This window comes from Streptococcus oralis (genome assembly GCF_016028255.1).
Taxonomy (GTDB): domain Bacteria; phylum Bacillota; class Bacilli; order Lactobacillales; family Streptococcaceae; genus Streptococcus; species Streptococcus oralis_AC.
In genome coordinates, this window is the sequence record NZ_CP065707.1 from 1,621,835 (window position 1) to 1,648,630 (window position 26,796).

Annotated in this window: 35 protein-coding genes and 1 pseudogene; 12 read left to right on the plus strand and 24 right to left on the minus strand. The window is 39.9% G+C overall.

Annotated features, from left to right (window positions below):
- Window positions 1-44: 44 nt before the first annotated feature.
- The 6 genes from I6G42_RS07920 to I6G42_RS07945 form a co-directional block, all read right to left on the minus strand.
- The gene (locus I6G42_RS07920; protein ID WP_038805409.1) at window positions 45-1,100 is read right to left on the minus strand and encodes a BMP family lipoprotein; all 1,056 of its coding nucleotides are present in this window, start codon (window positions 1,098-1,100) and stop codon (window positions 45-47) included.
- Between the two features lie 89 nt (window positions 1,101-1,189).
- Window positions 1,190-1,579 (minus strand): cytidine deaminase, encoded by a 390-nt coding sequence (locus tag I6G42_RS07925; protein ID WP_038805410.1) that lies wholly within the window; start codon window positions 1,577-1,579, stop codon window positions 1,190-1,192.
- The gene (gene deoC / locus I6G42_RS07930) at window positions 1,566-2,228 is read right to left on the minus strand and encodes a deoxyribose-phosphate aldolase (protein WP_038805411.1); all 663 of its coding nucleotides are present in this window, start codon (window positions 2,226-2,228) and stop codon (window positions 1,566-1,568) included. The genes I6G42_RS07925 and deoC overlap by 14 nt, the downstream gene beginning before the upstream one ends.
- A gap of 19 nt (window positions 2,229-2,247) precedes the next feature.
- Window positions 2,248-3,525 carry a pyrimidine-nucleoside phosphorylase gene (locus I6G42_RS07935; protein ID WP_038805412.1) on the minus strand — a complete coding sequence of 426 codons (1,278 nt, stop codon included), beginning with the start codon at window positions 3,523-3,525 and terminating at the stop codon, window positions 2,248-2,250.
- Complete coding sequence (locus I6G42_RS07940; RefSeq protein WP_152417927.1) at window positions 3,522-4,112, minus strand: class I SAM-dependent methyltransferase; 591 nt, start codon at window positions 4,110-4,112, stop codon at window positions 3,522-3,524. Before I6G42_RS07940 ends, I6G42_RS07935 begins: the two co-directional genes overlap by 4 nt.
- Before the next feature lie 202 nt (window positions 4,113-4,314).
- The gene (locus I6G42_RS07945) at window positions 4,315-4,719 is read right to left on the minus strand and encodes a hypothetical protein (protein ID WP_038805414.1); all 405 of its coding nucleotides are present in this window, start codon (window positions 4,717-4,719) and stop codon (window positions 4,315-4,317) included.
- Between the two features lie 201 nt (window positions 4,720-4,920).
- Between I6G42_RS07945 and coaA the strand changes: the two genes are divergently transcribed.
- The 3 genes from coaA to I6G42_RS07960 all read left to right on the plus strand — a co-directional run bounded on the left by coaA (window position 4,921) and on the right by I6G42_RS07960 (window position 6,731).
- Entirely contained in the window at window positions 4,921-5,841 is a 921-nt protein-coding gene (gene coaA, locus I6G42_RS07950) for a type I pantothenate kinase (protein ID WP_038805415.1), read from the plus strand.
- 67 nt (window positions 5,842-5,908) lie between these two features.
- On the plus strand, window positions 5,909-6,145 hold the full coding sequence (gene rpsT / locus I6G42_RS07955) for a 30S ribosomal protein S20 (RefSeq protein ID WP_001274000.1): 237 nt from the start codon (window positions 5,909-5,911) through the stop codon (window positions 6,143-6,145).
- 52 nt (window positions 6,146-6,197) lie between these two features.
- On the plus strand, window positions 6,198-6,731 hold the full coding sequence (locus tag I6G42_RS07960; protein ID WP_038805416.1) for a DNA topology modulation protein: 534 nt from the start codon (window positions 6,198-6,200) through the stop codon (window positions 6,729-6,731).
- Window positions 6,732-6,748: 17 nt separating this feature from the next.
- Here I6G42_RS07960 and metG read toward each other — a convergent pair whose 3' ends face one another.
- The 4 genes from metG to I6G42_RS07980 all read right to left on the minus strand — a co-directional run bounded on the left by metG (window position 6,749) and on the right by I6G42_RS07980 (window position 11,970).
- Window positions 6,749-8,746: a methionine--tRNA ligase gene (gene metG / locus I6G42_RS07965; protein ID WP_038805417.1), complete on the minus strand. Its 1,998-nt coding sequence runs from the start codon at window positions 8,744-8,746 to the stop codon at window positions 6,749-6,751.
- A gap of 123 nt (window positions 8,747-8,869) precedes the next feature.
- On the minus strand, window positions 8,870-10,129 hold the full coding sequence (locus I6G42_RS07970; RefSeq protein ID WP_038805418.1) for an ABC transporter permease: 1,260 nt from the start codon (window positions 10,127-10,129) through the stop codon (window positions 8,870-8,872).
- 1 nt (window position 10,130) lies between these two features.
- Window positions 10,131-10,832: an ABC transporter ATP-binding protein gene (locus tag I6G42_RS07975; protein WP_000811477.1), complete on the minus strand. Its 702-nt coding sequence runs from the start codon at window positions 10,830-10,832 to the stop codon at window positions 10,131-10,133.
- Complete coding sequence (locus tag I6G42_RS07980; protein WP_068981920.1) at window positions 10,816-11,970, minus strand: efflux RND transporter periplasmic adaptor subunit; 1,155 nt, start codon at window positions 11,968-11,970, stop codon at window positions 10,816-10,818. Before I6G42_RS07980 ends, I6G42_RS07975 begins: the two co-directional genes overlap by 17 nt.
- 267 nt (window positions 11,971-12,237) lie before the next feature.
- On the opposite strand from I6G42_RS07980, the gene gor reads away from it, so the two are divergent.
- Entirely contained in the window at window positions 12,238-13,584 is a 1,347-nt protein-coding gene (gor, locus tag I6G42_RS07985) for a glutathione-disulfide reductase (protein ID WP_038805420.1), read from the plus strand.
- A 143-nt stretch (window positions 13,585-13,727) separates the two neighbouring features.
- The gene (locus I6G42_RS07990) at window positions 13,728-14,264 is read left to right on the plus strand and encodes a biotin transporter BioY (RefSeq protein WP_038805421.1); all 537 of its coding nucleotides are present in this window, start codon (window positions 13,728-13,730) and stop codon (window positions 14,262-14,264) included.
- Window positions 14,265-14,301: 37 nt separating this feature from the next.
- Here the strand turns inward: I6G42_RS07990 and I6G42_RS07995 are convergent, their stop codons facing one another.
- Entirely contained in the window at window positions 14,302-14,520 is a 219-nt protein-coding gene (locus I6G42_RS07995) for a YdbC family protein (protein ID WP_000807436.1), read from the minus strand.
- Between the two features lie 102 nt (window positions 14,521-14,622).
- Here I6G42_RS07995 and I6G42_RS08000 point away from each other — a divergent pair, with 102 nt between their 5' ends.
- Window positions 14,623-14,943 carry a hypothetical protein gene (locus I6G42_RS08000; protein ID WP_038805661.1) on the plus strand — a complete coding sequence of 107 codons (321 nt, stop codon included), beginning with the start codon at window positions 14,623-14,625 and terminating at the stop codon, window positions 14,941-14,943.
- Window positions 14,944-14,968: 25 nt separating this feature from the next.
- Here I6G42_RS08000 and I6G42_RS08005 read toward each other — a convergent pair whose 3' ends face one another.
- From I6G42_RS08005 to rpsP, 7 genes are all read right to left on the minus strand, one after another.
- Window positions 14,969-15,307 carry an ATP cone domain-containing protein gene (locus I6G42_RS08005; protein WP_001196053.1) on the minus strand — a complete coding sequence of 113 codons (339 nt, stop codon included), beginning with the start codon at window positions 15,305-15,307 and terminating at the stop codon, window positions 14,969-14,971.
- An 11-nt stretch (window positions 15,308-15,318) separates the two neighbouring features.
- Window positions 15,319-16,038: a tRNA (guanosine(37)-N1)-methyltransferase TrmD gene (trmD, locus tag I6G42_RS08010; RefSeq protein WP_004246690.1), complete on the minus strand. Its 720-nt coding sequence runs from the start codon at window positions 16,036-16,038 to the stop codon at window positions 15,319-15,321.
- A complete protein-coding gene (gene rimM, locus I6G42_RS08015) occupies window positions 16,028-16,546 on the minus strand; it encodes a ribosome maturation factor RimM (RefSeq protein ID WP_038805422.1) in 519 nt (172 codons plus the stop codon). The genes trmD and rimM overlap by 11 nt, the downstream gene beginning before the upstream one ends.
- A 73-nt stretch (window positions 16,547-16,619) precedes the next feature.
- Entirely contained in the window at window positions 16,620-17,171 is a 552-nt protein-coding gene (locus tag I6G42_RS08020) for a hypothetical protein (protein ID WP_038805423.1), read from the minus strand.
- Window positions 17,161-17,505: a MazG nucleotide pyrophosphohydrolase domain-containing protein gene (locus tag I6G42_RS08025; RefSeq protein ID WP_038805662.1), complete on the minus strand. Its 345-nt coding sequence runs from the start codon at window positions 17,503-17,505 to the stop codon at window positions 17,161-17,163. The genes I6G42_RS08020 and I6G42_RS08025 overlap by 11 nt, the downstream gene beginning before the upstream one ends.
- Before the next feature lie 43 nt (window positions 17,506-17,548).
- Window positions 17,549-17,788 carry an RNA-binding protein KphA gene (kphA, locus tag I6G42_RS08030; protein ID WP_000379617.1) on the minus strand — a complete coding sequence of 80 codons (240 nt, stop codon included), beginning with the start codon at window positions 17,786-17,788 and terminating at the stop codon, window positions 17,549-17,551.
- A gap of 19 nt (window positions 17,789-17,807) precedes the next feature.
- Window positions 17,808-18,080: a 30S ribosomal protein S16 gene (gene rpsP / locus I6G42_RS08035; protein WP_000268760.1), complete on the minus strand. Its 273-nt coding sequence runs from the start codon at window positions 18,078-18,080 to the stop codon at window positions 17,808-17,810.
- A gap of 177 nt (window positions 18,081-18,257) precedes the next feature.
- Between rpsP and I6G42_RS08040 the strand changes: the two are divergent.
- Window positions 18,258-18,446 (plus strand): annotated as a pseudogene (locus tag I6G42_RS08040) (hypothetical protein).
- 368 nt (window positions 18,447-18,814) lie between these two features.
- Here I6G42_RS08040 and I6G42_RS10345 read toward each other — a convergent pair.
- The 3 genes from I6G42_RS10345 to I6G42_RS08055 form a co-directional block, all read right to left on the minus strand.
- Window positions 18,815-19,396 carry a TMEM175 family protein gene (locus I6G42_RS10345; protein ID WP_038805424.1) on the minus strand — a complete coding sequence of 194 codons (582 nt, stop codon included), beginning with the start codon at window positions 19,394-19,396 and terminating at the stop codon, window positions 18,815-18,817.
- Window positions 19,397-19,792: 396 nt separating this feature from the next.
- The gene (gene cadX, locus I6G42_RS08050; RefSeq protein WP_000711081.1) at window positions 19,793-20,131 is read right to left on the minus strand and encodes a Cd(II)/Zn(II)-sensing metalloregulatory transcriptional regulator CadX; all 339 of its coding nucleotides are present in this window, start codon (window positions 20,129-20,131) and stop codon (window positions 19,793-19,795) included.
- Window positions 20,132-20,142: 11 nt separating this feature from the next.
- A complete protein-coding gene (locus tag I6G42_RS08055) occupies window positions 20,143-20,757 on the minus strand; it encodes a CadD family cadmium resistance transporter (RefSeq protein WP_000615745.1) in 615 nt (204 codons plus the stop codon).
- A 524-nt stretch (window positions 20,758-21,281) separates the two neighbouring features.
- On the opposite strand from I6G42_RS08055, the gene I6G42_RS08060 reads away from it, so the two are divergent.
- The 5 genes from I6G42_RS08060 (at window position 21,282) to I6G42_RS08080 (ending at window position 23,636) form a co-directional block, all read left to right on the plus strand.
- Window positions 21,282-21,878 (plus strand): hypothetical protein, encoded by a 597-nt coding sequence (locus tag I6G42_RS08060; RefSeq protein WP_000749564.1) that lies wholly within the window; start codon window positions 21,282-21,284, stop codon window positions 21,876-21,878.
- A 2-nt stretch (window positions 21,879-21,880) separates the two neighbouring features.
- Window positions 21,881-22,105 carry a helix-turn-helix transcriptional regulator gene (locus I6G42_RS08065; RefSeq protein WP_000159795.1) on the plus strand — a complete coding sequence of 75 codons (225 nt, stop codon included), beginning with the start codon at window positions 21,881-21,883 and terminating at the stop codon, window positions 22,103-22,105.
- 76 nt (window positions 22,106-22,181) lie between these two features.
- On the plus strand, window positions 22,182-22,454 hold the full coding sequence (locus I6G42_RS08070) for a hypothetical protein (protein WP_004246172.1): 273 nt from the start codon (window positions 22,182-22,184) through the stop codon (window positions 22,452-22,454).
- A gap of 108 nt (window positions 22,455-22,562) precedes the next feature.
- Window positions 22,563-23,369, plus strand: coding sequence for a peptidylprolyl isomerase (locus tag I6G42_RS08075; RefSeq protein ID WP_000731939.1), 807 nt, complete (start codon window positions 22,563-22,565; stop codon window positions 23,367-23,369).
- Window positions 23,370-23,396: 27 nt separating this feature from the next.
- Entirely contained in the window at window positions 23,397-23,636 is a 240-nt protein-coding gene (locus I6G42_RS08080; protein WP_000600214.1) for a zinc-ribbon domain-containing protein, read from the plus strand.
- A 42-nt stretch (window positions 23,637-23,678) separates the two neighbouring features.
- On the opposite strand, the gene I6G42_RS08085 is transcribed toward I6G42_RS08080, so the two are convergent.
- Genes I6G42_RS08085 through rlmN form a run of 3 tightly spaced genes read right to left on the minus strand, consistent with a single transcriptional unit; the run spans window position 23,679 to window position 26,788 of the window.
- A complete protein-coding gene (locus I6G42_RS08085) occupies window positions 23,679-25,220 on the minus strand; it encodes an ABC-F family ATP-binding cassette domain-containing protein (protein ID WP_038805425.1) in 1,542 nt (513 codons plus the stop codon).
- 1 nt (window position 25,221) lies between these two features.
- Entirely contained in the window at window positions 25,222-25,701 is a 480-nt protein-coding gene (locus tag I6G42_RS08090) for a VanZ family protein (protein ID WP_038805426.1), read from the minus strand.
- A gap of 1 nt (window position 25,702) precedes the next feature.
- Entirely contained in the window at window positions 25,703-26,788 is a 1,086-nt protein-coding gene (gene rlmN, locus I6G42_RS08095) for a 23S rRNA (adenine(2503)-C(2))-methyltransferase RlmN (RefSeq protein WP_000804762.1), read from the minus strand.
- Between the last annotated feature and the right edge of the window lie 8 nt (window positions 26,789-26,796).

The following is a 26,796-nucleotide window of genomic DNA, read 5'->3' on the forward strand; positions in this document are numbered from 1 at the left end:
AAGAAGCGACCGATGGCCGCTTCCTAAGAAATGACTTTTATCCATTATTTTTCAGGAACTTTTACACTTCCGTCAAGGATTTTAGCTTTTGCATCTTCGACAGCCTTTTTACCTTCTTCTGAAAGGTTTGTTACTGCCAAGTCAACCCCTTTATCTTTCAATGAGTAGACGATAACTTGTCCACCAGGGAATTCACCTTTTTCTGTTTTGTTGGCAATATCTTTTACAGTTGTACCAACTTGTTTCAATGTAGATACAAGAACGAAGTTTGATTCTTTACCATCTTTAGAAGTGTATTTACCTTCTGCTGCTTGGTCACGGTCTACACCAATAACCCAAACTTTTTCATTTTCATTTTTGCTTTCGTTCAAAGATTTTGCTTCAGCAAAGACACCAGCACCTGTACCACCAGCTGCTTGGTAGACAACGTCTGCACCTGCAGCGTATTGAGCTGCTGCAATTGTTTTACCTTTGGCAGCATCACCAAATGAACCAGCGTAGTCAACTTGTACTTTGATAGATGGGTCTACTGACTCAACACCAGCCTTAAATCCAGCAGCGAAACGTGAAATAACTTCAGATTCGATACCACCTACAAAACCAACTTGTTTTGTTTTAGTTGTTTTAGCTGCTGCAACACCAGCAAGGTAAGCTGCTTCGTTATCAGCAAATGTTACGCTCGCAACATTCTTTTGATCTTTGATCACATCATCAATCAAGACATAGTTTAAGTCAGAGTGGTCTTTTGCTGCCTCTTCAACTGCATTGTGAAGTGCAAAACCAACACCGAAGATCAGGTTGTAACTTCCAGCCGCTTGTTGCAAGTTGTTAGCATAGTCTGCTTCACTTGTTGATTGGAAATAAGTAAAGCCTTTATCTTTAGAAAGATTGTGTTCTTTACCCCAGTCTTGCAAACCTTCCCAAGCTGATTGGTTAAATGATTTATCATCAACACCACCAGTATCTGTTACGATCGCTGCTTTTGTCTTCATTTCAGATGAAGATGAAGCTGCGTTACGAGAAGAGCGGTTACCACATGCAGCAAGTCCAACTGCTGCCACTGCAACTAGACCAAGGCCTAGCCATTGTTTCTTGTTCATTACTGAACCTCCTAAATAAGATGTGCAACGATGTTGCAAGTATGGATTGGTTGGCCACAAGGACCACGTCACTCAGAGAGTGACTCAGACTAGTTTAAGTCTGTAAATGAGTATGGAAGTAACTCCCCGACCGTCATCTCGACCGTCGATTTATCTTTAGCGACTAAAGTCACTTTTAGATCTTGTTCAAAAAATTCAACCATGACCTGGCGGCAAGCACCACATGGCGAGATAGGTTTTTCAGTTTGTCCGTAGACAATCAATTCTGAAAATTTCCGTTGTCCCTCCGAAACTGCTTTGAAAATAGCGGTACGCTCTCCACAATTAGTCAAGGGATAACTAGCATTCTCGATGTTCACACCCGTATAAATACTACCATCCTTGGCTACTAAAACAGCTCCGATGGGAAAGTGAGAATAGGGGACATAGGCTTGTTTGCTGGTTTCAATTGCTAGTTCAATCAACTCAGTAGTCGCCATCTGCCAATTCTCCTTTTAAAATCGCAACGCCAGCAGATGTTCCGATACGGGTAGCACCTGCTTCCACAAAAGCAACAGCATCCGCATATGAACGAGCTCCACCAGCTGCCTTAACTCCCATATCTGGCCCGACTGTTTTACGCATTAATTTAACATCTGCTACCGTAGCACCGCCAGTTGAAAATCCAGTTGATGTTTTGACAAAGTCAGCGCCTGCTTTTTGGGATAATTGGCAAGCCACAACCTTTTCATCGTCTGTCAACAAGCAGGCTTCAATAATAACTTTTACTAACTTGTCACCACTTGCTTCGACGACAGCACGGATGTCCGATTCAACTAAATCAAGATTGCCTGATTTGAGAGCACCAACATTGATAACCATATCAATCTCATCTGCACCGTTTTGAACAGCTTCTTTTGTTTCAAAAGCTTTCACATCTGAAGTTGTTGCTCCCAAAGGAAAACCTACTACTGTACAAACCTTTACATCTGAACCATCAAGTCCTATTTTCGCATGTTTCACCCATGTGGGATTGACACAAACGCTGGCAAAGTCATACTCACGCGCTTCAGATAGCAAACGATCAATTTGTTCTTGGCTTGCATCTTGCTTTAAAAGCGTATGATCGATATACTTATTTAACTTCATATTCGGATTCTCCCTGGTTTTATGAGATAATTTCTATAATTTCTCGTAAACTTTGCACTCCATCATTTATTTTAACATATTTTTGAAATTCTGTAACTAGTTCAGAAGAAATTTTTCCATTTGTATAAACTTTTGCAACAATTTCTCCTTTTTGAACGGAGTCTCCAACTTTCTTTTCAAAAACAATCCCTGTTTCATAGTCCAGGTCATCAGACTTGACTGCACGACCAGCTCCTAGTCTCATGGCATAGAGCCCAAATTCCATAGCTGGAAGAGCTGAAATAACACCTGTATCTTGAGCTGGAATTTCCACCACATGAGTAACCTTGACTGGGCGATAGAGGTCTTCTAAATCACCGCCTTGAGCTGCTACCATTTCTTCAAACTTAGCCAGTGCTTGGCCATTTTCAAGATGTTGACGGATTTCCTCGATCGTTTTCTCAACATCAGCCAATCCAAGCAAAATCTGAGCCAATTCACAGATAAAGTGACTAATATCTTCTCGGCCTTTTCCTTGAAGAATCTCGATTGCCTCAAGGATTTCGAGACGATTGCCAATGGCTCTTCCCAAGGGCTGACTCATATCGGTAATGACTGCTACTGTCTTTCGACCAACAGCCTTACCAAGATCCACCATGGTTTGAGCCAATTCGCGCGCCTCATCAACAGTCTTCATGAAGGCACCCTCACCGACCGTTACATCTAGCAAAATGGCATCCGCTCCTGCAGCGATTTTCTTGCTCATCACCGAACTAGCAATCAAAGGAATCGTGTCGACAGTTGCTGTCACATCACGGAGGGCATAGAGAAGTTTATCTGCTTTAACCAGCTGATCGGACTGCCCAATGACAGATACACCAATATCCTGTACCTGACGAATAAAATCTTCTTGACTTCGCTCGACTTGATAGCCCTTAATGGACTCCAATTTATCAATTGTCCCACCAGTATGGCCGAGACCTCGACCACTCATTTTAGCAACGGGCACACCGAAACTCGCAACAAGGGGAGCCAAGATTAAGGTCACCTTATCACCTACACCACCAGTCGAATGCTTATCAACTTTAACCCCATCAATAGCTGACAAGTCAAACTCCTGACCTGTCTTGACCATATTCATCGTCAGGTCAGAAATCTCACGTGTGGTCATTCCTTTAAAATAAACAGCCATAGCAAAAGCAGACATTTGATAATCTGGAACAGTTCCAGCCACATAGCCTTCTACCAACCATTTGATTTCAGCTGCAGTCAGTTCTTGACCATCTCGTTTCTTTTGGATTACATCAACTGCTCTCATTCTTTCACACTTCTAAGGATATAATATCCCTTGTCTTTCTTTACGATTTCACAATTTCCAAAAACGTCTTCCATCTTAGCTTTAGCACTAGGAGCCCCCTGTTTTTTCTGAATGACAATCGTTAAGTCACCACCGTCTTCTAGAAAATCCCTGCTCTTTTCGATAATCTCATGAACAACTTGTTTACCCGCTCGAATCGGCGGATTGGAAATAACATGGTCAAACTTCCCTTCAACTTGTTCATAGATATTGGATTGGAAAATCGTCGCTTCTACTTTATTACGTTCAGCATTTTGTCGCGCTAGGTCCAAGGCACGATTATTGATATCGACCATGGTTGCCTGAACTCCATAAGCCTTGACCAATGACAAGCCCAATGGCCCATAACCACAACCCACATCAAGGACCGTCTCTCCTTTGTTAACGTCTAGACACTTCAATAAAAGCTGACTCCCAAAGTCAACCATTTTCTTGCTAAAAACACCCGCATCCGTCAAAAAGGTCATGTTTTCTCCCAACAACTCCACTCTCAACTCATGAATGTCGTGAGCAGCATCAGGATTTTCTGCATAATACATTTTACTCATAAAACTATTTTACCATAATTTAGCTTGAATTGTAAATCGTTTACAAAGTGATGATCAAATGAAAAAGACTGAAGAATCCTATTCAAAAAACCTTTTCTTCAATCTCTTTCAATTATTAGAAATACATTACAATCTATCGGGAACTACAAATCATCATAGTCAGGAAAAAACAGTTCGTCTGTAATCAGGCGCATTTTTATCACTATTTCTTAACCTTAAAATACTTTATTATCAACAAGATTCCCAATATGATGTTTAGATAAAAACCCAACTGATAAGTTTGTGTCAAGATTTCCAAACTTGTCCAAAGTCGTATCAAATCTTCTAGTGACATACGGAATAGATATCCTTCTGTAGCAATCCACAAAATCAAAAATAGATAACTACCAGCAGCAAGCCATTTCGTCCACTGCTTTTTTACTAGCCAAGCAATCAAGAGCGAACAGATAAAGACAACTGTTACAATGGCATGTTCCATCAAAAAAGTAAAACCGTAATAGATTTCCACAAAGCGTCTACCATTATCCGCATTCGCTCCCCTTATAAAAGGTAAGGCAAAACTTAAAATAAAACAGAGTTCCAATATATAACGTTTTAAGATTTTCATGACACACCTCCAATAAGTTGTAAACCAAAAAGCCCACTTTCAATAACTGATAAGTCTTCAGAAACCATTCCCTATCTCATCATTAAATTATTCAACCTCCATCTACCTCTATTATACGATATTGACTTACTACCATCAAGAAACCGCTTTATCTTTTTAGCTTTTTATGGTATGATAAACAAAATATCTAGGGGAAAACAAATGACCAACGAATTTTTACATTTTGAAAAAATCAGTCGCCAGACTTGGCAATCATTGCATCGCAAAACAACCCCTCCCTTGACAGAGGAAGAGTTAGAATCCATCAAGAGTTTCAATGACCAGATTAGTCTGCAGGACGTAACAGACGTCTATCTTCCCCTTGTCCATCTTATCCATATTTACAAGCGCACTAAGGATGATTTGGCATTTTCAAAAGGAATTTTTCTTCAACGCGAAAGTAAATCTCAGCCTTTTATCATTGGGGTTTCTGGTAGTGTTGCTGTGGGGAAATCTACTACTAGTCGCTTGATTCAGATTCTACTATCACGCACTCTCCCAGATGCTACTGTAGAATTGGTGACAACTGACGGTTTTCTCTATCCCAATCAAACCTTGATAGACCAAGATATCTTAAATCGCAAAGGTTTTCCTGAAAGTTATGATATGGAAACCTTGCTGAATTTTCTTGACCGCCTAAAGAATGGGCAAGATGTCGATATTCCTGTCTATTCTCATGAAGTGTATGACATCGTTCCTGGAGAGAAACAACGTGTCAAAGCTGCTGATTTTGTCATTGTCGAAGGCATCAATGTCTTTCAAAACCCTCAAAATGAGCGCCTTTACATTACTGATTTCTTTGATTTCTCCATCTATGTGGATGCTACTGTCGAGGACATTGAAAGTTGGTATCTGGATCGTTTCTTAAAACTTCTCAGCTTTGCCCAAAATGATCCCAACAGCTACTACCACCGCTTTACGCAGATGCCAATTGGAGAAGTTGAAGCCTTTGCACATCAAGTTTGGACCAGTATTAATCTCACAAATCTACAAAACTATATCGAACCGACAAGGAATCGCGCCGAGGTCATTCTACACAAGACCAAAAACCATGAAATCGATGAAATTTACCTAAAAAAATAATTTCCCCTTGTCAAAACCTAAGTTTTCATATATAATGGTATAGTTAGTAAATATGGAGGTAAGAACATTGGCAAACATTAAATCAGCTATCAAACGCGCTGAATTGAACGTTAAACAAAACGAAAAAAACTCAGCTCAAAAATCAGCTATGCGTACTGCTATCAAAGCTTTCGAAGCAAACCCTTCTGAAGAACTTTTCCGTGCTGCTAGCTCAGCTATCGACAAAGCAGAAACTAAAGGTTTGATTCATAAAAACAAAGCAAGCCGCGATAAAGCTCGTCTTTCAGCTAAACTTGCTAAATAAGAAACAGTCCATAGAGGCTGTTTTTTTGTCCTCTAATCAGAAAAGGTAGAAAATGAAAATCGCAATCATAGGATATTCTGGAGCAGGCAAGTCAACTCTAGCTGAAAAGTTTTCAAACTACTACTCCATCCCCAAACTGCATATGGACACACTCCAATTTCAACCTGGTTGGCAAGACAGTGACCGCGAATGGATGTTGACTGAGATGAAAAACTTTCTCACAAAGCACGAAGCTTGGGTCATCGACGGCAACTACTCTTGGTGTTGCTATGAAGAAAGAATGCTGGAAGCTGACCAAATCATCTTTCTCAACTTTTCCCCATGGACTTGTCTCTTTCGAGCCTTTAAACGGTATCTCACATACCGAGGCAAGGTCAGAGAAAGTATGGCAGCAGGCTGTCCTGAACGCTTTGACTGGGATTTTATCAGATGGATTCTCTGGGATGGGCGGACAAAGAATGCTAAAGAACGCTATCAACGGGTTCAAGAAACCTACCCTGAGAAAGTAATTGTCCTCAAGTCGCAAAAGGAGATGGACCACTTCTTAGAAAATCTCGTACATAACAAGAAAAACCAACGTGTCTAACGTTGGTTTTTTTGCTATTAGCCAATCACACTTCCGTTTGGTACAGCTGGATCAACTGTGAGAAGGGTTAACTTGCCTTCATGTTCAGCTGAGAGGATCATTCCTTGGCTGACATATTTTTTCATCATCTTGCGTGGTTTGAGGTTGGCAACGATTTGGACCTTCTTGCCGACCAATTCTTGTTCGTTTGGATAGTATTTGGAAATTCCTGATAGGATTTGACGGTCTTCGCCATCACCTGCATCGAGGCGGAATTGGAGCAACTTGTCAGAACCTTCCACTTTAGAAACTTCTTTGACTTCTGCGACACGGATCTCGACCTTATCAAAGTCTTCAAACTTGATTTCATCCTTGTTGAGTTTGAGTTCAACTTCATCTGGATTCCATTCTTTTTCGACTGCTGGTTTGTTGCCTTCCATTTGTTCTTTGATATAGGCAATCTCTTCTTCCATGTCCAGACGTGGGAAGATTGGTGTTCCTTTGGCTACTACTGTTACACCCTCAGGAAAATCCCCCAAGCTCAAGTTCTCAAGACTAGTAACTTCTGCGAGACCAAGCTGAGTCAAGACTGCGCGACTGGTTTCCATCATAAATGGCTCAATCAAGTGTGCTACGACACGAAGGCTGGCTGCCAAGTGGCTCATGACACTTGCCAATTGGTCACGAAGAGCTTCATCCTTAGCCAAGACCCATGGGGCTGTCTCATCAATATATTTGTTAGTACGAGAGATAAGCGTCCAAACTGCTTCTAGAGCACGTGGGTAGTCAACTGCATCCATGTGTGTATGGTAATCAGCAATTGATTCAGTAGCTACTTGAGCAAGAGCATGGTCAAATTCTGTCACACCTTCTACATAGGCAGGGATTTGTCCATCAAAGTACTTGTTAATCATGGAAACCGTACGGTTGAGGAGGTTTCCTAGGTCATTGGCCAATTCATAGTTGATACGGCCTATGTAGTCCTCGGGAGTAAAGGTTCCGTCTGAACCGACTGGAAGGCTACGCATGAGGTAGTAACGAAGCGGATCCAGTCCATAACGCTCTACCAACATTTCAGGATAGACGACATTCCCTTTAGACTTAGACATCTTGCCGTCTTTCATGACAAACCAACCGTGGGCAATCAAGCGGTCAGGCAACTTCATATCCAACATCATGAGAAGGATTGGCCAGTAGATAGAGTGGAAACGAAGAATGTCTTTTCCGACCATGTGGAAAACTGTTCCATTCCAGAATTTGTCAAAGTTAGCATGATCATCTTGACCATATCCAAGAGCTGTCGCATAGTTGAGAAGGGCATCAATCCAAACATAGACAACGTGTTTTGGATTTGATGGGACTGGCACACCCCATGTGAAAGTTGTACGAGAAACTGCTAAATCTTCCAAACCTGGCTCGATAAAGTTTTTCAACATTTCATTGAGACGACCATCAGGAGTGATAAAGTCTGGATGCGATTTGAAAAATTCAACCAAACGGTCTTGGTATTTGCTGAGGCGAAGGAAATAAGATTCTTCAGAAACCCATTCGACCTCGTGACCTGATGGAGCAATACCGCCAGTTACATTACCAGCTTCGTCACGGAAAACTTCTGCAAGCTGGCTTTCTGTAAAGAATTCCTCATCTGATACTGAATACCAACCAGAATATTCGCCCAAGTAGATATCATCTTGAGCAAGCAAGCGTTCAAAGACCTGTGCTACAACTTTTTCATGGTAATCATCAGTCGTACGGATGAATTTATCGTATGAGATATCTAGTAATTGCCAGAGTTCTTTGACTCCAACCGCCATCCCGTCAACATAAGCTTGTGGTGTAATACCAGCTTCTTCTGCTTTCTGTTGGATCTTTTGACCATGCTCGTCAAGACCTGTCAGATAAAAGACATCGTAGCCCATGAGGCGTTTGTAACGTGCTAGGACATCACAGGCGATAGTTGTGTAAGCAGAACCGATATGAAGTTTACCAGATGGATAGTAAATCGGTGTTGTAATATAAAAATTCTTTTCAGACATAATTTTTCCTTTCCAGGCAAATGAAACCTGTTTTTCTAACACTTCATTATATCATATTTTCGGTGATTTTCGATAGGGAAATCTATACAAAAACAAGATAGACAAATGTCCATCTTGTCTATCTTATTCATAGCGAAGGGCTTCAATTGGATCAAGCTTAGATGCTTTATTGGCTGGTAAGACCCCAAAGATCATACCAACGCTGGCCGAAACAGCCAAGCTAAAGAGAGCAATCGGTAGCGAGACACCAATTTCTATTCCTTCCATCATATTTTTTAGCAAGGCTCCTGCTAGTGCGGTCAAGCCTGCTGCACTAACAAGTCCGATAAGACCACCTAATAAGGTCAAAATCATGGACTCAATCAAAAACTGTACCAAGATATTAGCCCGTGTAGCTCCCAATGCTTTACGAAGACCAATCTCACGAGTACGCTCCGTTACAGAAACCAGCATAATATTCATAACTCCAGTCCCTCCCACAAAGAGAGAGATTCCTGCGATAGCACTAATAATAGCGGTCATAAAACCAAAGATTTGCTGAACCTCTGCAAAAGCGGCGGTTTCGTCTACAACCTGATATTCTCCCTGCTGTACTCCTGCAATTTCTGTCATCTTGCGTGCGAGTTCTGGCCCCAAAGTCGGAGTTAGACTCGTATCATTCACACGAAAGACAATATTAGAAATTTCCTCTACATTAAAATTAGCTGCTACAGAAGCATTGGTTGTAATCGGTAAGCCACCTACACCAAACATCTTAGCACTTTTAACAGCAGGACTAGAGTAAACACCAATCACACGATAGCTATATCCATTGGCTGAAATGATTTGATTGAGTGCTGCCTGAGGCGAGTCAAAAAGACTTTTAGCGAGTTCTTCATCTAGCAAAATCACACTTGCAAAATCTCGGTAGTCTTGTTCTCTCAGATCCCTACCTGCAATAATTTTATTTTCTACAGCAGACATATAAGTCATATTTCCACCTGTCAGACTTGCTCTCTCTACCTTTTTATCCTTATAGGTCAAAGTAACATTTGTACTATTAGTCACATAATAGCCATCTACGCCTTTTAGTTTGGCAGCTTCCTTAACCCACGATTCCTGTGTTTTAGGTGGTTCTACGTGAACATCTTCTTCTTTACCAGATAGTGTCAGTGCAGATTGCTTTTGTGTAAAGGAACCGTCCTTACTTTTAATCGGTGAGAAAAATACCTGAATATTTTTCTGAGATTTTGTCATATTTTTATTGACCTGACGAGACATAGAGTCCCCTAAAGCCATGATAACAACTACTGAAGAAACTCCGATAATAATGCCAATCATGGTCAAAAAGGAGCGCATCTTGTGTGCCATAATAGATGAAAAGGCAAATTTCAGATTTTGCATCTTAGTTCTCCTTTCCTTCCAAACGAGCGCTATCAGACGAAATAACTCCATCACGGATTACAATCTGGCGTTTTGCATAGGCTGCAATTTCGGGCTCGTGCGTTACCATAATAATAGTCTTGCCTTCTTCATTTAACTCAACCAAGAGTTCCATGATTTGACTTCCTGTTTTCGTATCCAAGGCGCCTGTCGGTTCATCAGCTAGGATGATTGAGGGATCGTTAACAAGAGCACGCGCAATGGCCACCCGTTGTTTTTGACCGCCAGACAACTCCGAAGGAAGGTGATGAATACGATCAGTCAACTCTACTTTACTCAGATATTCCTCTGCCAACTTGCGACGTTGGGCAGCTGGAACTCCTGCATAAATCAAGGGTAACTCGACATTTTGAACAGCATCCATCTTTGACAAAAGAAAGAACTGTTGAAAGACAAAGCCAATTTGTTGGTTACGTACCTGTGCCAACTGCTTTTCACCTAGACGGGCCACTTCTTGACCTTCTAGATAGTATTCGCCGCTAGTTGGGGTGTCCAGCATTCCGATGGTATTCATCAGAGTAGATTTACCCGAACCAGATGGTCCCATAATGGCAACAAATTCCCCTTCGCCGATCTCCAAATTAATATTTTTCAAGACCTGCAGCTCCTGTTCACCATTTCGATAACTCCGGCAGATGTTTTTTAGACTAATTAGTTGTTTCATCAGCCTTCACCTCTTTTCCTTCTTCCAAGGAAGTCGTTGGATTACTGATGACTTTGGTTCCATCTGTCAAACCAGATGTGATCTCTTGGTTTTCTGCGTCAGCATTTCCTAGGCTAACTTCAACCTTCTTAGCCTTATTCTCTTCGTCAACCACCCAAACGTAGTTTTTCCCGTCTTCAGTAATGACACTGGTTAAGGGTACGAGGATTGATTTCTTGTCACTTTTAACCTCAACACTAACGGTGAAACCTGGTCTTAAATCACCAATCTCACTCGTCACTTCAATCGTATAAGGATATTTAGAACCAGTATTCCCCCCAGTTATAGCATTCGTTCCTTCTCCACTATTTTTAGGGTAAGCTGAAATAAAGCTGATCTTCCCTGTCCAAGTTTTATCTTGGTAAACTTTAGAAGAGAAGGTCACTTCTTGGCCAACAGAAAGGTTGGCAAGATTGTACTCGGAAAGTTCTCCCTTGACTTGTAGATTGTCGTTACTTACTACATGAACCATCACTTGATTTGCAGCAGTTGTGGACTTTGATACATTGCGATTAACTTCTACAACTGTACCTTCTAGCGTACTCAGAACCTTTGTTGCGTCCAATTGGGCTTGCGCCTTTTTAAGTTGCGCCTCTGCATCAGCACGACTATCACGAGCATCACTAATTTGAGAATCAATGGAAGAGACAGAAGAACCCTGCGTTCCATCATCATATTCTTCCGAATCAGCTAGAGTGTTGTTTCGTGATTCCTTCAAGTCATTGATACGACGATCAGCCTTGGCTATGGCACGGTTAGCTGCATCATAAGCAGACTGCGCTTCTGTGCTGTTGTATTTTACGAGCGCTTGTCCTTTGTCAACCTTATCTCCAACAGAAACCAAGATTTCATCTACCTCACCCTTACTTGCATCCAAATAAACATATTGTTCATTTTTTGCGGTGACGGTACCAGATAAGAGAACAGAGGAGGCAACTGTTCCTTCCTTTGCGACTACGAGATGCGAAGTGTCATCCTTACTGGCAACCTGAGAGGGCTGTCTAAATAGCAAAATACCCGCTGCACTGATTATAATAATACTTGCAGCACCAATAGCTGTGTATAGTTGCCATTTTTTAGTTTTCTTATTCCCCTTCATCACAAAACTCCTATTTTATTTTCAATACAAAGACTATTATAGCAAATTTACCTACTCTAAACAATGATTGTTCAGAGAGAAAAGAGAACAATTCAGGAAACATACCTTGTTTCCATTTGATTTATGCGAAATTGTACTAGTAACATCATACACCTTATTTCTATATTTAGCAAGTGATTTCTGCTATTTCTTTAGGGCGTAGCAGATTTTTGCATTCAAAAAATAAAAACGATAGAATATGACTATCAAAACTATAAGGAGTTTTCCATGAGAGAATATGATATCATCGCCATCGGTGGAGGGAGTGGCGGTATCGCCACTATGAACCGAGCTGGTGAACACGGCGCTAAAGCAGCTGTTATAGAAGAGAAAAAATTAGGTGGAACTTGTGTCAACGTTGGCTGTGTTCCTAAGAAAATCATGTGGTATGGAGCGCAAATCGCTGAAAGCTTCCACCACTACGGCCCTGACTATGGTTTTACAAGTTCAGATGTGCAATTTGATTTTGCAAAACTTCGTCAAAACCGTGAAGCCTACATCGATCGTGCCCGCTCGTCTTATGATGGAAGTTTCAAGCGCAACGGTGTTGATTTGATTGAAGGTCGTGCTCATTTCGTTGATTCCCACACAGTCAGCGTTAATGGTGAATTGATTCGTGCCAAGCATATCGTGATTGCGACTGGAGCTCGTCCAAGCATCCCAACTATTCCTGGAGCTGAACTCGGTGGTAGTTCAGACGATGTCTTTGCTTGGGAACAACTTCCTGAATCCGTTGCAATCCTTGGTGCTGGCTATATCGCTGTTGAATTAGCTGGTGTTCTCCACGCACTTGGAGTAAAAACTGATTTGTTTGTGCGTCGCGATCGTCCCTTGCGCACTTTTGACAACTACATCGTTGAAGGTCTTGTCAATGAAATGGAAAAAACAGGTTTACCTTTGCAAACGCATAAGGTACCCGTCAAGCTCGAAGAAACTGAGCAAGGCATTACGATTCATTTTGAAGACGGTTCTAGTCACACTGCAAGCAAAGTTATCTGGGCTATCGGGCGACGTCCAAATGTAGACGGTCTTGAGTTAGAAAAGGCTGGCGTCACACTCAACCAACGTGGATTTATCCAAGTGGATGAGTATCAAAATACAGTTGTAGATGGCATCTACGCCCTTGGAGACGTTACTGGTGAGAAGGAACTTACCCCAGTAGCCATCAAGGCAGGACGCACCCTATCTGAACGCCTCTTCAACGGGAAAACAAATGCCAAGATGGACTACACGACTATCCCTACTGTTGTCTTCTCCCACCCAGCAATCGGAACCGTTGGTTTGACCGAGGAGCAAGCTATCAAAGAATACGGCCAAGATAATATCAAAGTCTACAAGTCAAGCTTTGCATCTATGTACTCTGCCGTTACAAGCCATCGTCAAGAATCTCGCTTCAAACTCATCACTGCCGGTGCAGACGAAAAAGTTGTTGGCCTTCACGGACTTGGTTACGGAGTGGATGAGATGATTCAAGGATTCGCTGTTGCCATCAAGATGGGGGCTACCAAGGCGGACTTTGATGCTACAGTAGCTATCCACCCAACCTCTTCAGAAGAATTTGTAACCATGCGCTAATCGTATAAAGAGACCCCATGTGGTCTCTTTATACTTGTAAAATCGGCTGTTACAAAATTGTTACCTATACTTTAAAAATAGGTTGACTTTTATTCCTGAATTAGTATAATAGTTACTATAATTTTGAAAAGAGGTTAACAGTTTTGAAAAAAGCTCATATCTATGCTATCCCTGCTATCGGTGCTGCACTCATCGCCGTATTGGCACAAATCAGTCTCCCTATCGGTCCTGTACCTTTCACTCTGCAAAACTTTGCGATCGGTCTGATTGCTACTGTTTTTAGACCTAGAGAAGCTGTCCTTTCTGTAGCTCTCTACCTCCTGCTGGGTGCCATTGGTTTACCTGTCTTTGCAGGGGGTGGTGCAGGATTTCACGTTTTAGTCGGTCCAAGTTCAGGCTATCTTTGGTTTGACCTTGTCTATGCAGGACTTACATCTTATCTCATCCATCAAAATAGCGGCTATATCCGCATTTTCCTAGCCAACCTCTTGGGTGATTCACTCGTCTTTGTCGGAGGTATTCTCAGCCTCCACTTCCTTGCTGGTATGCCACTTGACAAAGCACTCGCTGTTGGAGTCCTCCCCTTTATCCTCCCTGATCTTGGTAAAATCATTGCGATTAGCTTCATTGGTCGTCCACTATTACAACGACTTAGGGGACAAGCATACTTCTCAATTTAACCCAAAAAGGATACTGAGTCAAAAACTCAATATCCTTTTATTGATTTCCTTTAAAAGCATCCACCATTACCTGAAATTCTTCGTTTGTAAGGGTGATTCCTTTTCCCATCTTGGTATGATCAGGGCTCCAAGTTCGAATATCAAACTTTGCTGGAGCGCCATTAAAGCTGACTCGGTTTAATTCCTTGGTCCATCCTTTTTCATTTTCGGACAAGGTCAGTAAGTGTTCTTCGATTTCAAATGTAAATTCTGCCATTTTAACTCCTTTACGTGATATGCTTTCTCTAGTCTATTCGTAAAATCTTGTGGATTTTAGGAAAATTTTATATAATATGGTTATATAAGAGGGGAGATGCCTATGAGATATACATTCAAGCAAGTCTTAGATAAGATACAAGACTTTCTCAGTGGACATGATGAACGAGATTATTCTGAAAACGACTCCCTCATTGCTACAATTGAACAGGCCATCCAGAAAAAAACGGCTGTTCATGTCATACTTGCTGAGACAAGTTTTACAGGTGATATTATCAAATATGATAGCAGCCGTCAGCAGATTATTGTCAAAAATTTTACAAAAAATGTGACACGTATCATCCGAATCACTGATATCAAAAGACTTCGTTTCGTCCCTTCAACTGTACAAACAGCTCAGAAAAATAGATTTAAGAAAGAGTGAGATGTTTTTCATCCCACTCTTTTTCTTAACGAATTTGTTCAAAATGCAGGTGGACTGCGATATGGTCTCCGTAACCACTTCTCTCCAAATCGCGTTGTAAGCGGTAAGAAATGTAGTGTTCTGCGATGGTGATATATCCTGCCCCCAACAAACGATTTTCAACCATTGATTGGATCATGCTAATGGTCGCACGTTCTACTTTTGCTTCTTCCAAATCCAAGACTACTTTTTTAGTGACTTGAGCTAGGTTTTGACGTAGGTCATCTGTCAAAACATAAACAGTCTGAGCCGCTTTTAGAACAGCTTGGTAGATTTTATCTGGATCAAAGTCTGCAACTTCTCCATTACGTTTGATTACTTGCATAAGGTTCTCCTTTATTCTTTGTTTTCTCTGATTTCAGCCAGCATTTTTTCTTCTTCTGCTGTTAGTTGATAGTTTTCTAGCAAATCTGGTCTGCGCTCGTAGGTTTTCTTTAAACTCTCATAAAGTCGCCACTGGCGAATCTTCTCATGGTGCCCACTCATAAGCACATCTGGAACCACCATGCCTCGATAGTCATAAGGACGTGTGTATTGAGGATATTCGAGCAATCCCGAAGAAAAACTATCGTCCTGATGACTAGACTCCTTGCCAATCACTTCAGGAATCAAGCGAACAGTCGCATCAATCATAGTCATAGCCGCCAATTCACCACCAGTCAAGACATAGTCTCCTAGAGAAATCTCATCGGTTACCAAGGTCTTGATGCGCTCGTCATACCCTTCGTAGTGACCGCAGATAAAGATCAGTTCCTCTTCTTTGGCCAAATCCTCAGCATAAGCCTGATCAAACTGTTTTCCAGCAGGATCGAGAAGAATGACGCGGGGATGTTTCTTTTCAATAGCATCAAAGGCATCGAAAATGGGTTGGGCTCGGAGCAACATCCCCTGACCGCCTCCGTAGGGCTCATCATCAACATGACGAGCTTTTTCAGCGTATTCTCTGAAATTATGGTACTGGATATCCAAGAGCCCTTTTTCTCGAGCCTTTCCAACGATTGAGTGCTCAAGCGGAGAAAACATCTCAGGAAAGAGAGTTAAAATATCAATCTTCATCATCTAGTCCTTCTAAGATTTCCACTTCGACCCGCTTGTTTGGAATATCAACATTGAGAACTACTGGCGGAATGTAAGGTAAAAGCAAATCTCGCTTACCTTTTCGTTTGACCACCCAGACATCGTTAGCACCTGGTTGCAGGATTTCCTTGATGGTTCCAATCAAGTTGTCTCCCTCGTAAACATCCAAACCGATAATCTCGTGATAATAGAATTCCCCATCTTCTAAATCATTTAGGTCTTCCTCAGCGACCTTGAGACTATAACCCTTGTACGTTTCAATCGCATTGATATGGTACATATCTTTGAATTTGATAATGTCAAAGTTCTTCTGCTTACGATGGCTAGCGATTATTACTGTTTGGACAAACTTATCTTTTTCATCAAATAAAGCCAGCTCTGCTCCTTTTTTAAACCGTTCTTCTGAAAAATCCGTCACAGACAAGACACGCATCTCACCCTGCAGACCCTGCGTATTAACGATTTTCCCAACATTAAAGTAGTTCATCTTGTCTCCTGTATCTATTTCTATCCTTTATTTTATCACGTTCCAGGGATTTTCACAAGTTGGAGAAAATCAGCTATAATCCCAAAATTGCTAGTAGTTTCCTCTTTAATGTTAATTTATATTTGAAAGAAGAAATATTTATATTCCCATTATACATATTACTATAAAATGTATACTCCCCAATTTGACCTTGACTTGTCTTCCATTTCATTCTTAAACTAGGTATAGTCTCAGGTAAATTTGTATGAATCAATAAGCATGTATAATTTTTTAAATTTTTAATTGTATGTATTTTATCTTGAACGATTAAACGATTACTTTTTGAATCATAGATTAAAGAATAAAATTCTATAATTTCAATATCAACTTCTTTTGGATAAAAAATCAAATGGTTATAATGTTTATCATTTTTATTATGTTTAAACTCATAAATATGATGAAATCTCGTATGTAAGGAATCAAATTCGATTGGTTTAATTGCCTGAATTTCGATATTATTAATATAGGCCTTATTCTGGAAACTAATTTTTAAAATTACACCTATAAAAGTCGAAATCTGTATAATTCGTAATAACCAATCAATATACATCGCCCAGTCTATTTTTAAAAAATAATCAGTGTTCAATATTTCTCAAATCTCCCTCCAAAAAACTCTCCAAATCTCGTTCATGCTGATACTTAATGGCAGCCTTCTTATCTTTCTCAAAGATGGTTTTGGTTAGGTCAATATCGTTGATGGTCGCAATTGCGACAGTGTAGTGAATGATATCAGCCAGTTCTTTGGCTAGTTCTTCATTTGAGTCCTGGACACCCTCTTTTCGACCAGAGCGCCCATTCAAGACCTCGGCTACTTCTCCGACTTCCTCCACTAACTTGATAAAGAGGCCTTCCTCAGTTCGAGATTGCTGGTAATGATCTAGTAAGTAAGCTTGTAATTGTCTAAACGTTAAATCCTTCATCTTCTCTTCCTCACAAAAAAGCGAGACATCTGTCCCGCTTTTTTTATTTTTCATCGATAACGATTCTTACTTTTTTGTCTTCAGTTGGGACAGAGTAGACAATCGTTCTTATCGCTGAGATAGTGCGACCCTTACGACCGATAACACGACCGACATCGCTTTGGTCAAGATCCAAGTGATACTCCAAAAACTCTGGTGTGTCTTCAATCTTGATAGTTAAGGCATCAGGTTGTGAAATCAAAGGTTTCACAATCGCAATAATGAGATTTTCAATCGTATCCATCTGTCAACCTACTTTAAACTTATTTTGAGAATTTAGAATCGTGGAATTTTTTCAATACGCCTTCTTTTGAAAGGATGTTGCGAACTGTATCTGAAGGTTGAGCTCCATCAGCCAACCATGCAAGAACGCGGTCTTCTTTCAAAGTCACTTGGTTTTCAGCAACAAGTGGGTTGTAAGTTCCAACTGTTTCGATGAAACGTCCGTCACGTGGTGAACGTGAGTCTGCTACGTTGATACGGTAGAAAGGTTTTTTCTTAGAACCCATACGAGTCAAACGGATTTTAACTGCCATTTTTTAATGTCTCTTTTCTTATTTTTTATTTCGGTGAAATAGCTAAGCTATTTAGCACATGTTCTATTATAACAGATTTTCGAGAGGTGTCAAGAAAAAAACTTGACAGAGTTAAAAATTTTTAAATTTTTTAGAAATTTATTAGACTAATAGAGATAAATTAGAAAGAAAAAATTTATGAATACTACTTTTGATAACTACCCTGTCAAGCCCTATATCTCTCTTAATCGTGATGTCGAAGCTTGGCTACTAAATCTCAAGCCCGTTCCTAAATGACACATGGACCTATTAGCAGATGATTTACTAGCAGGAGATATCATTCTCCTATGGAGAATCAACTTTGGCACTTTTACAACCGAAACATGATTTTAAAAACTCCCATTCGAATATGATTCAAAATTCGCTTAAAATCAATGTTTTCCCACTTTTTCAGAAAACAAATTTTCATCTAATTTAAATAACTTTCAATTAAATGGTGTGAACCATGAAGTGTTGTAAATGCTGTATTGTAGCTAGTTTTTAACGTTTAGAAAACTACCTAGCTTTACGAGCTTTCTTAAAATCTGGTTTGGAAAGTATGCGTTTCAGTTGGACTAAAAACAGCGAAATATCAAGGATTTTAAGAACGATATCTACTAATTAATTTATAAAATATGAATTAATAGATTCTAAATAGGGGAATAGTTTAGGTCTGTAATCATTAAAATAATACACCTAACTTTGGTCACCGTTTTTTAGTTATTCACTCTTTTTTCAGATAGTGTTTTTAAAGTTATGATGTAAAATGTCGCAATTAAAACACTATACATCATAATCGGAGGATAGAGAATTAAGGATAGAATCAATCCCACTCCTTTAATTATTAGGTCAGGTATCAATAACTTTCTATATTGTGCGGTAGCTTCAAGTAATTCTTTCTGATCTATATTGGGTTTATCAATTACTTTATGTAAAAACCAGTTTGCTACCGTTGAAACAATAACGATCAGTCCATAAAAGAGCTGTGCCGTATGGTTCATGAAATGACTACTAACGATTCCAGTAGCATAGGGCATAAATGAAACAAAAAATAAAAGAAACAAATTCCACCAAACAATTTGTGGGGAAATTTTCTCAACCTTTTCCCATAGTGTGTTTAGTGCCATCCATAACGATCCTAACCAGAAAAAGGAAAGAAAATAAGCAAAGAAATTTTGCCGTAAATCCCAAAAAGCTTGAAGACTTGGTGTCGTTGGTTTTTCTAATTCTAAGATTAGGATAGTCATTATAATTGCTAGAACCGCATCTGTCAATGCAATTAATCTATCTTTCTTCATCAGATTACATCACCTTTCATTTTGTAGCATTCTATCTCATCGTATAATATTTATTAATCTTAAATATTAGATATTCATTTCATACTTTGAGTACAAACAAGATACACTAAAAAACATGTATCTGTCATATTTTATTTAACTTTAGAAATATTCATCCATCTAATTAATAAATATATCATATTTCACAATAAATGACTACTATCAAAGATACATTTTCTTTCAAATTCCTCCCTTTTCAACTTGGCTAACTTGAGCTGCATTACCTAGGTCGATTTGCTTTAAATTATACTTTTTTCTTAAACATTTGATACGAGTAGGTATTTCTTATGGGAAATTTTCATCAAAAAATTTCATATATAATCCCCTATAATCATGGAAAAGTAGTAAAAATAGTTGTTATCCTAGTTGATTAAAAAAATCTCTGATTTCCTCATCTTTTATAAAATAATATATAATTTTCCCCTCTCTTCTAGAGTCCAAGATGTTTTGATTGGCTAGTTTACGAAGATGGTGGGAGGCAGATGCCATACTGAGATTTAGTAAACAGGCTATATCGCAGACACAGAGTTCTTCGACGGCAAGGAGATAAAAGATGATATTTATCTGTTTATTATCGGTAAATTTTGATAAAATGCGAAGTGATTTTTGGACTTTTTCCTTTTCAAGGTAGTTCGTTGCGGTTGTAACATTTTGTTGATTTATAATATTCACTTGGCAGATACTATCTTTTTTCATAATTTTTTCTCCTAGCCGAACACAGTCCTTAGCATGTCAAAGCTGTTGTTTTCAATCAGAATATACATCCCCAATCCTAAATAAACAACGGCAATAAACCATCTGCTATATTTTTCCAAAGTTTCTCCAACAGAAGGGACTTGTGCCAATTTTTGGGCAGAAAAAACCAAGAGATAAATCATGACTAGAAAGGTAAGTAAAGCCACTATCAAATTCGCTAAATTTAAGGTAATAAAATATGGGACAAAAACACCAATATTGTCAGCACCACAACTTGCAAAAGTAATCATAGCGACTAGAAAAATCAGGTTTTTATTATCTTTGCGCAAACCATCTTTTGCAATAGCTTCTCCATCAGAATCTCCTAAAAGCAAAACTTTGAGCCCTAGGAAAATTGGAATCAAACCGAGCAAACCTAAAATCTCTTTACTAGGAATATAATTTAAGACAAATGCAAAAAGTAAACTTAGCAATATTAGACTAACAGAGCCTAGAAATTGTCCTAAATAGATGTTAATGATGTCTTTTCTGCTTTTTCTTTTGGCAAAAAATAACATTAGGATAATAAGTAAGTCTACGGCTGTCCCAGAATACAGGATTATTGAAGTAACAACATTTTGAATCATAAAACACCCCATTCAAATATATTTTTGAATGAATTTTAACATTAAACTTTGTAGATGTCAACTTCAGCTCCATCAAAGTATAGATAAGAAGGTAGAGATTGGACTGAAATATAGTGAAATGTATTAAAATTGAAAAAAGAAAAAACGCTTGAAATCAGAGTTTTTCTTATGTATTGATTCGTATTGAATGCTTACTTCACTTCTGTAAAAATTAACTTCTACACCTACAAAGCTTATTCTGACAGACTTTATAATAGTCTAAGAAAAAAGTAGGGATTCATACAGTATCTAGATTTTCCAAAAATTCTTTATCATCAAATATTATTAACGAAACTATTCAAACCAAATCCGATGCATTGCTTCAAAGAATTCTTTAGTTGTTTGACTAGCGAAGGCTTTTATTAAAAAATTTTTTCAAATAATTGTCTCATTGACACATAAATTCTTGCTTTCCAAATTGAAGTGTGATATATTTATAACATAAAGATTGTTAAATATTTCTAACATAAGGAAAGGAGTCTATCATGAAAAAAAGTCAAAAAACGGGTGGCCTCATTACAATGATTTCCGCAGCTCTCTTTATTGATTTTACTGTTTTATTTGGTTCTAATCTTAGTTGGGGACCCAAGTTAGTTATTGCTGGTATTTCAGTGTTAGGGCAGATTGTAGCTATTTGGGGCTGGCTACATATGAAACCATGGCCTCATAAGAGTCAGAAAGGTAAGGGAAAGATTATTTTTGACTTGTCTGCTAAGCTTTACACGATACTTTTGTTTGCAGCAAGCATTTTTTATACAGTAGGGATTTGGGTTGCGACCCCAAGCGAAAGTCCTGGTATTAAAGAATGGATTTTGGGAATTGGCCTCGTTATTGAAGTGATTGTATTTGGTTTTGTCTGTTTGAAAAATGTCAAGGAAACTCCGGACGAACGCTTTTATGCTAATTTAGCCAAGGCAGCTAGCTTGATGTTTGTTTTTATACTAGGCGCACTGATGATCCTAGCAGTTATCATTGGGTATATGGGGTCTCTCACTCTTTACATGGGCCAAATCTTTATTAGCATAGCTGCCTTGATTTGCATATTTGCGGTTGTCTATCTTATCTTAGAACGGAGAGGATAAGCATGACCAAAGAAAGCAAGATTATTACTAATCTCAAATCTGTTCGTGAGTCCACAGGCATGACCCAGAAGGAGTTAGCCGACCTCATCGGCATGCGACGCGAGACAATTCTGCACTTGGAAAATAACCGTTACAATCCTTCGCTGGAAATGGCTCTTAAAATTGCTCAAGTTTTTAATCTGAAAGTAGAAGACCTCTTTGAACTCAGACAGAAAGAGGAAGCATAATTCTTTTCGAGACCTGGTTTCCTAAATACTTTGAGTACACTTATGATATTGATACCCCAAAGCATCTAAAAACTCTGTGGAAAAAGGTTATGCTGTCATTAAGACAGCTTTTGATTCACTTAACCATCTAAATGCCACCACAAAAAAGAATATTCTGAAAAGCAAGGGAATGACAGGACTGTCTAAGATGAGGGCTCCAGATTTGGACCAATCCCTTCGTGACAACTTTTCAGAAGAAGAATTAGCAAGTTACTTTTCAATTCGTGGTTACAAATTGACTCCAAAGGGAGAGCAGATACTGGAACAGTACCAGGACATTATCGACCGTCATCCAAAGAAAAATCTCTAATCAAGCGACTTTCTGGTCGGCTTCCTCTTAAACTACCTTGTCACAAATATTTGAAATCCACTTCCTTTTAGGGTACAATGATAGAAATGAATTTTTGAGAGGAAAACAATGAAAAAACTAGCAACCCTTCTTTTACTATCAACTGTAGCCCTTGCTGGATGTACTAGTATCCAACGCAGTCTGCATGGCGATGACTATGTTGACTCTAGTATCTCAGCTGAAGAAAGTTCTAAAGCAGCTGCTCAGGCTGCCAAAGATTTGAATGACGCTTTAACCAATGAAAATGCCAACTTCCCTCAACTTTCTAAGGAAGTTGCTGAAGATGAAGCCGAAGTCATTCTCCACACAAGTCAGGGTGATATTCGCATCAAACTCTTCCCCAAACTAGCTCCTCTAGCAGTTGAAAACTTCCTTACTCACGCTAAAGATGGCTACTATAACGGCATCACCTTCCACCGTGTCATCGATGGCTTTATGGTCCAAACTGGAGATCCTAAGGGAGATGGTACAGGGGGCCAATCTATCTGGCATGATAAGGATAAAACGAAGGACAAGGGAACTGGTTTCAAAAATGAAATCTCTCCTTACCTATACAATATCCGCGGTGCCCTTGCTATGGCTAATACTGGTCAACCAAATACCAACGGTAGCCAGTTCTTCATCAACCAAAACTCTACAGATATCTCTGCTAAACTCCCTACAAGCAAGTATCCAAAGAAAATCATCGAAGCCTATAAAGAAGGTGGAAATCCAAGTCTAGACGGCAAACACCCAGTCTTTGGCCAAGTCATCGACGGCATGGATATTGTTGACAAGATTGCCAAGGCTGAAAAAGATGAAAAAGACAAACCAACTACTGCTATCACTATCGATAGTATCGAAGTGGTAAAAGATTACGATTTCAGCAAAAAATAAGCCATCAACAGATAAGGAGACGATGACATGATTTTATTTTGGGGTTCTAAAGGTTATCAGAAAGATTTGGGACATACGCAAACTGCGATCGAATGTGGTCACTGTAACAATGTCGACACGTGGGAAATTGTTGAAACAGGGCGCAAATTTACCCTCTACTGGATTCCACTTTTTCCTTATGGTAAAAGTTACTTCGTTTCTTGTCCGATTTGCCACTACGGTAAAGAAATTGAGAAATCTGAAGTTGAAAACTATTTAAATTACTAGTCAAAAAAGCCAAGTCATTTCGACTTGGCCCTTTTAGTGCTTTTAAGTTAGCTTGTTAAAATCCCAGATTTGGTCCATCCAGCCTTCATAGAAGTCTGGTTCGTGGCAGACCATAAGGATAGATCCCTTATACTCTTTCAGAGCATGTTTGAGTTCATCCTTGGCATCCACATCTAGGTGGTTGGTCGGCTCGTCCAGCACTAAGACGTTATTTTCACGGTTCATCAAGAGACAGAAACGCACCTTGGCTTGTTCCCCACCCGACAAGACCTGAATTTGGCTTTCGATGTGCTTAGTCGTCAAACCACAGCGGGCAAGGGCCGCACGGACTTCTGATTGATTGAGTGCAGGGAAGGCATTCCAAACAGCTTCAAGAGGTGTTTGACGATTTCCACCTTCTACTTCCTGTTCAAAGTAACCGAGTTCTAGGTAGTCACCGCGTTCAACTTCCCCAGCGATTGGCGGAATAATGCCCAAGAGAGACTTCAAGAGGGTTGTTTTCCCGATACCATTTGCCCCGATAATGGCAACCTTTTGATTGCGTTCAAAGGTAAGATTTAAGGGTTTGGTAAGTGGACGATCATAACCAATCTGCAAGTCCTTAGCTTGAAAGATAAAGCGCCCAGGTGTACGAGCTGGTTTGAAATCAAAGGACGGCTTTGGTTTCTCGCTTTGGAGTTCAATGATGTCCATCTTGTCGAGTTTCTTTTGACGGGACATGGCCATATTTCGCGTTGCAACACGCGCTTTATTACGAGCGACAAAGTCCTTAAGGTCGGCAATCTCTTTCTGTTGACGTTCATAGGCCGCTTCTAACTGAGATTTCTTCATAGCATAGACTTCTTGGAACTGGTAGTAGTCTCCAGAATAACGAGTCAATTGTTGGTTTTCCACATGATAGACGATATTAATCACATCATTGAGGAAAGGAATATCGTGCGAAATAAGAACAAAGGCATTCTCATAGTTTTGGAGATAACGCTTGAGCCAGTCAATGTGTTCAGCATCCAAGTAGTTGGTTGGCTCGTCCAGCAACAAGATATCTGGCTTTTCGAGGAGGAGTTTAGCCAAGAGGACCTTGGTTCTTTGTCCACCTGACAAGGCTGTTACGTCTGTATCCATACCATAGTCCATGACACCGAGGGCACGCGCTACTTCATCAATCTTGGCATCTAAAGTATAGAAATCACGACTCTCCAAACGGTCTTGGAGTTCCCCAACTTCTTCCATCAGCGCGTCGATATCTGCTCCCTCTTCCGCCATTTCCATATAGAGGTCATTGATACGAGCTTCTGCTTTAAATAGCTCATCAAAGGCTGTCCGCAAGACATCGCGCACAGTTTGACCTTCCTTTAGCACAGCATGCTGATCCAGATAACCAGCAGTCACATACTTAGACCACTCAACCTTCCCTTCGTCAGGTAACATCTTACCAGTCACGATGCTCATAAAGGTTGATTTTCCTTCACCATTGGCACCGACTAAGCCGATATGCTCACCCTTGAGGAGACGGAAAGACACATCTTCAAAAATTGCACGGTCACCAAAACCGTGACTTAAATTTTTAACTTCTAAAATACTCATTCTAATTCCTTATCTTGTTTTTATGCAGTCCTTTATAGAGAAGCCAAGCCAGATAGCCTCCCAGGGTATTGGTCCACAAATCATCAATCTCAAAGACCCGATTAAAGTCGAATAAAAAATCTAAAACTAGTTGCGTGCACTCAATTCCTAGACTCAGTAGAAAACTGAGAAGGATGATTTTTTTCGTTTGTCGTAAATTTGGACAGAGATAGATCAGTTGAAAGACTAGTGGGAAAAGCAAGAAGACATTTAAAATGTTCTGCAAAAAGATCCAAAGGACTTGTCCCAAACTAGTCACTTCACCTAGATTCCAAAGGGAGTTTAAGGGAGTTAAAAGAAAAACCAGGCGTCCAAAAGTTTGAATACCTGGAGTTTCCACTCCTGTAGGAAGTTGAGGTTGGGGAGTAAAACAAAAACAGACAATGCAAAGACTGTAAACAGCCACTCCCAATCTTAAGATTAATTCTCTTTTTTTAGTCATTTTATGGATTTACCGCTGCGACTGCCTTCTGGCGGTCACGTTTCATTGTATTGGAGCGTAATTGTCCACAAGCTGCATCAATATCTGTACCATGCTCTTGACGGACAACACAGTTGACCCCTTTTTTCTTGAGGGTATCGTAGAAGGCCATCACGCGCTCTTTAGGACTACGGCTATATTGGTCGTGTTCACTAACTGGGTTATAAGGAATCAAGTTTACATAAGACAATTTCTTGATATTTTTGAGCAATTCCGCCAGCTCCAAGGCTTGTTCTACACCATCGTTGACTTCATTGAGCATGATATATTCAAAGGTCACACGGCGATTGGTTGTTTCAATGTAATACTCAATAGCTGCGAAGAGTTTTTCAATCGGAAAGGCACGGTTAATCTTCATGATGCTTGAACGCAATTCATTGTTGGGTGCGTGAAGGGACACAGCCAGATTGACCTGTACGCCTTCATTAGCAAAGTCACGAATTTTATGGGCCAAACCTGAGGTTGAAACCGTGATGTGACGAGCACCGATCGCCATCCCCTTGTCATCATTGATGGTACGAACAAAATTCAATACATTGTTGTAGTTATCAAATGGTTCACCAATTCCCATGACAACAATATGGCTGACACGTTCGTCCTGACCACGTTCATCAAAGTATTTCTGAACCAGCATAATCTGCGCTACGATTTCCCCGTTATTGAGGTCACGTTGCTTTTTGATCAAACCAGATGCACAGAAGGTACAACCAATATTACAGCCGACCTGAGTGGTCACACAGACTGATAAACCGTAGTGTTGACGCATGAGTACTGTCTCAATCAACATGCCATCTGGCAACTCAAAAAGATACTTAACGGTACCATCAGCAGACTCTTGTACAATCCGTTGTTTCAAAGGATTGACCACAAACTGGTCATTGAGCTTAGCAATCAAATCTTTAGAAAGGTTGGTCATTTCTTCAAATGACTGCACACGTTTACGGTAGAGCCATTCCCAGATTTGATCTGCTCGGAATTTCTTTTCTCCTTGTTCTAATACCCATTCTTGCATGGTTTGACGTGTTAAACTATAAATAGACGGTTTCATCTCTTCTC

Coding starts and splice junctions, on each gene's coding strand:
- I6G42_RS07920 (WP_038805409.1), bottom strand. CDS start 1,100: ATGAACAAGAAACAATGGCTAGGCCTTGGTCTAGTTGCAGTGGCAGCA.
- I6G42_RS07925 (WP_038805410.1), bottom strand. CDS start 1,579: ATGGCGACTACTGAGTTGATTGAACTAGCAATTGAAACCAGCAAACAA.
- deoC (WP_038805411.1), bottom strand. CDS start 2,228: ATGAAGTTAAATAAGTATATCGATCATACGCTTTTAAAGCAAGATGCA.
- I6G42_RS07935 (WP_038805412.1), bottom strand. CDS start 3,525: ATGAGAGCAGTTGATGTAATCCAAAAGAAACGAGATGGTCAAGAACTG.
- I6G42_RS07940 (WP_152417927.1), bottom strand. CDS start 4,112: ATGAGTAAAATGTATTATGCAGAAAATCCTGATGCTGCTCACGACATT.
- I6G42_RS07945 (WP_038805414.1), bottom strand. CDS start 4,719: ATGAAAATCTTAAAACGTTATATATTGGAACTCTGTTTTATTTTAAGT.
- coaA (WP_038805415.1), top strand. CDS start 4,921: ATGACCAACGAATTTTTACATTTTGAAAAAATCAGTCGCCAGACTTGG.
- I6G42_RS07960 (WP_038805416.1), top strand. CDS start 6,198: ATGAAAATCGCAATCATAGGATATTCTGGAGCAGGCAAGTCAACTCTA.
- metG (WP_038805417.1), bottom strand. CDS start 8,746: ATGTCTGAAAAGAATTTTTATATTACAACACCGATTTACTATCCATCT.
- I6G42_RS07970 (WP_038805418.1), bottom strand. CDS start 10,129: ATGCAAAATCTGAAATTTGCCTTTTCATCTATTATGGCACACAAGATG.
- I6G42_RS07975 (WP_000811477.1), bottom strand. CDS start 10,832: ATGAAACAACTAATTAGTCTAAAAAACATCTGCCGGAGTTATCGAAAT.
- I6G42_RS07980 (WP_068981920.1), bottom strand. CDS start 11,970: ATGAAGGGGAATAAGAAAACTAAAAAATGGCAACTATACACAGCTATT.
- gor (WP_038805420.1), top strand. CDS start 12,238: ATGAGAGAATATGATATCATCGCCATCGGTGGAGGGAGTGGCGGTATC.
- I6G42_RS07995 (WP_000807436.1), bottom strand. CDS start 14,520: ATGGCAGAATTTACATTTGAAATCGAAGAACACTTACTGACCTTGTCC.
- I6G42_RS08000 (WP_038805661.1), top strand. CDS start 14,623: ATGAGATATACATTCAAGCAAGTCTTAGATAAGATACAAGACTTTCTC.
- I6G42_RS08005 (WP_001196053.1), bottom strand. CDS start 15,307: ATGCAAGTAATCAAACGTAATGGAGAAGTTGCAGACTTTGATCCAGAT.
- trmD (WP_004246690.1), bottom strand. CDS start 16,038: ATGAAGATTGATATTTTAACTCTCTTTCCTGAGATGTTTTCTCCGCTT.
- rimM (WP_038805422.1), bottom strand. CDS start 16,546: ATGAACTACTTTAATGTTGGGAAAATCGTTAATACGCAGGGTCTGCAG.
- I6G42_RS08025 (WP_038805662.1), bottom strand. CDS start 17,505: ATGAAGGATTTAACGTTTAGACAATTACAAGCTTACTTACTAGATCAT.
- kphA (WP_000379617.1), bottom strand. CDS start 17,788: ATGGATACGATTGAAAATCTCATTATTGCGATTGTGAAACCTTTGATT.
- rpsP (WP_000268760.1), bottom strand. CDS start 18,080: ATGGCAGTTAAAATCCGTTTGACTCGTATGGGTTCTAAGAAAAAACCT.
- I6G42_RS10345 (WP_038805424.1), bottom strand. CDS start 19,396: ATGAAGAAAGATAGATTAATTGCATTGACAGATGCGGTTCTAGCAATT.
- cadX (WP_000711081.1), bottom strand. CDS start 20,131: ATGAAAAAAGATAGTATCTGCCAAGTGAATATTATAAATCAACAAAAT.
- I6G42_RS08055 (WP_000615745.1), bottom strand. CDS start 20,757: ATGATTCAAAATGTTGTTACTTCAATAATCCTGTATTCTGGGACAGCC.
- I6G42_RS08060 (WP_000749564.1), top strand. CDS start 21,282: ATGAAAAAAAGTCAAAAAACGGGTGGCCTCATTACAATGATTTCCGCA.
- I6G42_RS08065 (WP_000159795.1), top strand. CDS start 21,881: ATGACCAAAGAAAGCAAGATTATTACTAATCTCAAATCTGTTCGTGAG.
- I6G42_RS08075 (WP_000731939.1), top strand. CDS start 22,563: ATGAAAAAACTAGCAACCCTTCTTTTACTATCAACTGTAGCCCTTGCT.
- I6G42_RS08080 (WP_000600214.1), top strand. CDS start 23,397: ATGATTTTATTTTGGGGTTCTAAAGGTTATCAGAAAGATTTGGGACAT.
- I6G42_RS08085 (WP_038805425.1), bottom strand. CDS start 25,220: ATGAGTATTTTAGAAGTTAAAAATTTAAGTCACGGTTTTGGTGACCGT.
- I6G42_RS08090 (WP_038805426.1), bottom strand. CDS start 25,701: ATGACTAAAAAAAGAGAATTAATCTTAAGATTGGGAGTGGCTGTTTAC.
- rlmN (WP_000804762.1), bottom strand. CDS start 26,788: ATGAAACCGTCTATTTATAGTTTAACACGTCAAACCATGCAAGAATGG.